Source organism: Pseudomonas sp. P4_C3, from assembly GCF_056402075.1.
The window spans coordinates 1-3,609 of sequence record NZ_JBFUIC010000368.1; the positions used below are offsets into that span (position 1 = coordinate 1).

Below are 3,609 nucleotides of genomic sequence, written 5' to 3' on the forward strand. Positions count from 1 at the left end.
GTCTGCGCCGGGCTGGGCGAGAAGGTCGTGCCCGTCTCGCCGGCGATGTCGGTAAAGAGCGCACCGCTCCCCACCTGCCACTGATGGGTAATCACCGAGGTCGTGGTCCCGTTGGCGTCGGTGAATGCATCCGTGGCGGTCAAGGCCGAGCCTGGCGTCGGGGTCGTATCGCTGATCAGCACCGTGCCAACCGGCAGGACATTGACGGTGCCGGTACCGGCCGGCGTGATCGGTGCGGTCGGCGCCGAGAACACCTCCTCCAGCACGCCATTGGCGTCCTTGTAGACCGCCCTGACGCGCAGCGCCAACCCGGCTGCCACGACGAGTTCCGGGATAGCCGGCACGGCGCCAATGAGGGTCGCCGGTGGTGCGATCCTGAGTTCCGAGCCCACTGTGGCGGTCGTACCCTCCGCGCGCGAGACCTCTCCGGCGGCAAAGAAGGTGATGTCTTCGAAGACGCCCGAGCCCGGGCGCGCTTCGAACTGCCAGAAGAAACTCATGGGGCTGGTGATCGCGCCGCCGGTCGCGGTATTGTCGGCATCAGTGATGTCTGCCGCCGATACCGTCAACACCTGGCCGACGGCGGGCGTGGGATCGTCGATCCTCAGCGAGCCGACTGGCGCCGAGTTCAAACCGCCGAGCACGAGCGCCTGATCGGCGAACTGCAACCGCTCGATATTGCTGAGGGTGTCGGTCCCGTCCCTGCCAGCGACACTGTCGATGACCGTAAAGGTGCCGTTGACGTTTTCGATCACGGTGTAATCCGCAAAATTGCCGGAGAACAGCGCCGTGTCGAAGTCAGGACCGGGCGCCGTCAGGATTTCACGGACGATCTGGAGCTGGCCGGGGTTATAGGTGCCGTTCAACATGAGCGGGACCAGTGGCGTCATGTTGTCGAAGGTGGCGATTTCCGGCCCGGTGCCATCGATGTTCTGCCGCACACTGATGCGCACGTTGAGCCACTTGTCGCCGTCGATGATGTCATCGCCGCCACGGCCTTCGATGACGTCGCTGCCGGCRCCACCCAGGACGATGTTGCCCCCGTCGAACTTATCGTCGGCTGTGCCGGCGATGCCATCCGCGCCGTTGCCGGCGCTACCGACCAAGTCCCGCAGACCGCTGATGAGGTCGAAGTTGGTGAGTACGCTGCCCTTGGCGCCAGCGATGGCGAGCAAGTCGGCAGTGGAGTCATCGCCGCTGAGGAAATCGGCGTGGGCCGATCCCGACAGCCCTTCCACCAGGTCCAGACGGGCAAGGATCGACGCGTTGGAGCCAGGCACCGCCGGTTGATCGAAGAAGCGCAGCCTGGAGTTGAGGCCGATGGTCACGCCGGCCGGATCGTCCTTGAAGGTCGCCCAGTCGTAACCGGAGAAGCCGATGAAACGGTCCGCCTCGCTGGGGCTGCCGATCATGATGTCATCACCGCCCTCCCCGTCGAAGTTGTCCGGTCCGCCATCGCCCATGAAGACGTCGTTGCCATTGATCGGATCGTTGCCGAATGGGTCGAAGTTGTCGCCGGCAACACCATCGGCGGATCCGCCCTGGATCCAGTCGTCACCTTCGCCGCCTCGCGCGAACTCGTTCGCCTTGCTGCCGAGGATGAAGTCGTTGCCCAGGCCGCCGCTGGTGTCAGCCGCGTCCTCGCCGGTGATGATGAAGTCTTGACCGGCCTGGCCGAGGATCAGGTTGAGGCCGTTGCCGCCCTGGATGACGTCGTTGCCGTCCTCGCCGTGGATGACGTCGTCGCCGCCCATGTCCGTGATGATGTCGTCACCGGTACCGCCAAAGAGTTGGTCGTTGCCGTAGCCGCCATCGATCCTATCGTTGCCGGCATCGCCATAGACCGTGTCGTCGTCCGAGTCGCCGGCAATGAGGATGTCGTTGCCGGGCGTGCCGCCCAGTACGACCGTATCGGCACCGGTGTAGTGCAGGTAATTGGTATCCAGACCCGGCGTGGCGGGGTTGTCGCGGATCACCAGCGGCGTGATGAAGTCAGTGCGCGGTGAGCCAAACGGGTGGTCCGACGGGCCAAACGGATCGGCATTGGCCGGCAGATCGTCGAGGGTGCCGACAATACCGTCGAGACCGGCAATCACACTCGGGTTGTACTGGTTCGCCTGGTTGACCTCCAAAGTGTAGGCCGGCGTCAGGAAAACCCTGCCCGAGAGGTGTGTTGCGTCGGTATTGGTCATCACCAGATTGGCGAACGTGTTGTTCTCCAGTTCGGCGCCAAAGTCCATCGAGGCGGTGCGTTCCAGATAGTAGAAGCGGTCGCCGTCCTGGAGTTTCTCCATCTGGTTCTCGAAGACGAAGTTGAAGGTCGAGCCGAGCATGCCGCCAAAGGGCATCTTCTCCTCGGCCAGCCCACCAACCCAGAAGTCGACGTTGTCCAGACCGGTGATGGTCACGTCGTCTGCGGTGTTCAGAACACCGTCCGCACCCGCGGTGCTGGCCCAGGCACCCGTGCTGTTGAGGAAGTCGACACGGTCGGCCGGTGCGGTCGCGCCGCCTAACACCAGGTCCGCAGCCGCGGCGCGCTTGTCCGCCAGCGTGATGGCGCTGGTGATGGTCGAGTGCGTGCCGTAGGCGGCGATGAAGTTGATCAGCGATTCCGGATGCTTCATGTGCTGCACGAAATCGGCCCAACTGGTGTAAGGCTTGAGTTCTGAGTCGCCAGTAGGCAGATAGAACTCCCGCCGCGCCGCGTTCAGGGACGGAATGCCGGTATCGCGGCCGCGCGCCAGGTTGATGGCGGGCAGGTCGAGCGGCAGACCCAGCAGGTTGTTGCGCAGGGCTYYRGTGACGAACTCGTCGATCTSGTTGCCCACCTGGCGGGTCAYGCCGCGCACGATGGCACCAGCCGCCTGTTCCGGGGTCGGACCGCTGCCAGCGAACTCGAGCGGGTTGAGGAAGGCCTGAATCAGCCCGATATCGCTCGAAGCGAAGTTCGGATCCAGCCGGTCGACCTGCTCCAGCAGCATCGAGTGCCCGAAGCGATAGACGGTGTGCGCGAACTCGGCAACGATGCTCGGATCGATCGCAGTGTCGTACACCTGGCCCGGGGCGAAGAAGGGATCGACCATCGGCTGGATCGTACGCGCGAACTCCTCGAACACCAGGTGCTGGTACTGCATCTCGGTGCCGAACTTCGCCGTCTGGAACAGGCGCTCGCCGTTCCAGTCAAGGGTCGAGGTGTCGACGGGAACGGCAGTGACGGGCGTCAGCAGCCACTCGTTCAGGAACGACACATCGCCACTTGCCGCTGTCGCCAGGACCACCGCCATGGTGTGATCGACCAGGCGGTTGTGCTCATGGTGAAAGATCGAATGGACGGTGGTCAGGCCGATGTTCTCGTTGACCCGGCCGTCGCCGGCAATGTAGTGCGCGTCCAACAGTTCGTTGTCGTAGAAGCCCGGCGCAGGCGTACCGCCAACAACAGTGTCCACATCGGGCAGGAGTGCTGCGCCGGTCACGTCGTCGATCGGAACGGCGGTGTGCGCGATGTCGTTGAGGAAGGCATGGCCGGTGCGCGCGGCGTTGACCAGGCTGATGGGCGCCGCCGGATTGCCTTCAACGAGCACATCGTCGGCCGTGCCGGCAATGCCGTCC

At 64.3% G+C, this 3,609-nt stretch carries 1 protein-coding gene; it reads right to left on the reverse strand.

Annotation, left to right across the window (positions count from 1 at the left end):
• On the reverse strand, positions 1 to 3,609 hold a 3,609-nt coding region (locus tag AC1DVH_RS27675; protein WP_477756473.1), incomplete at both ends, for a peroxidase family protein.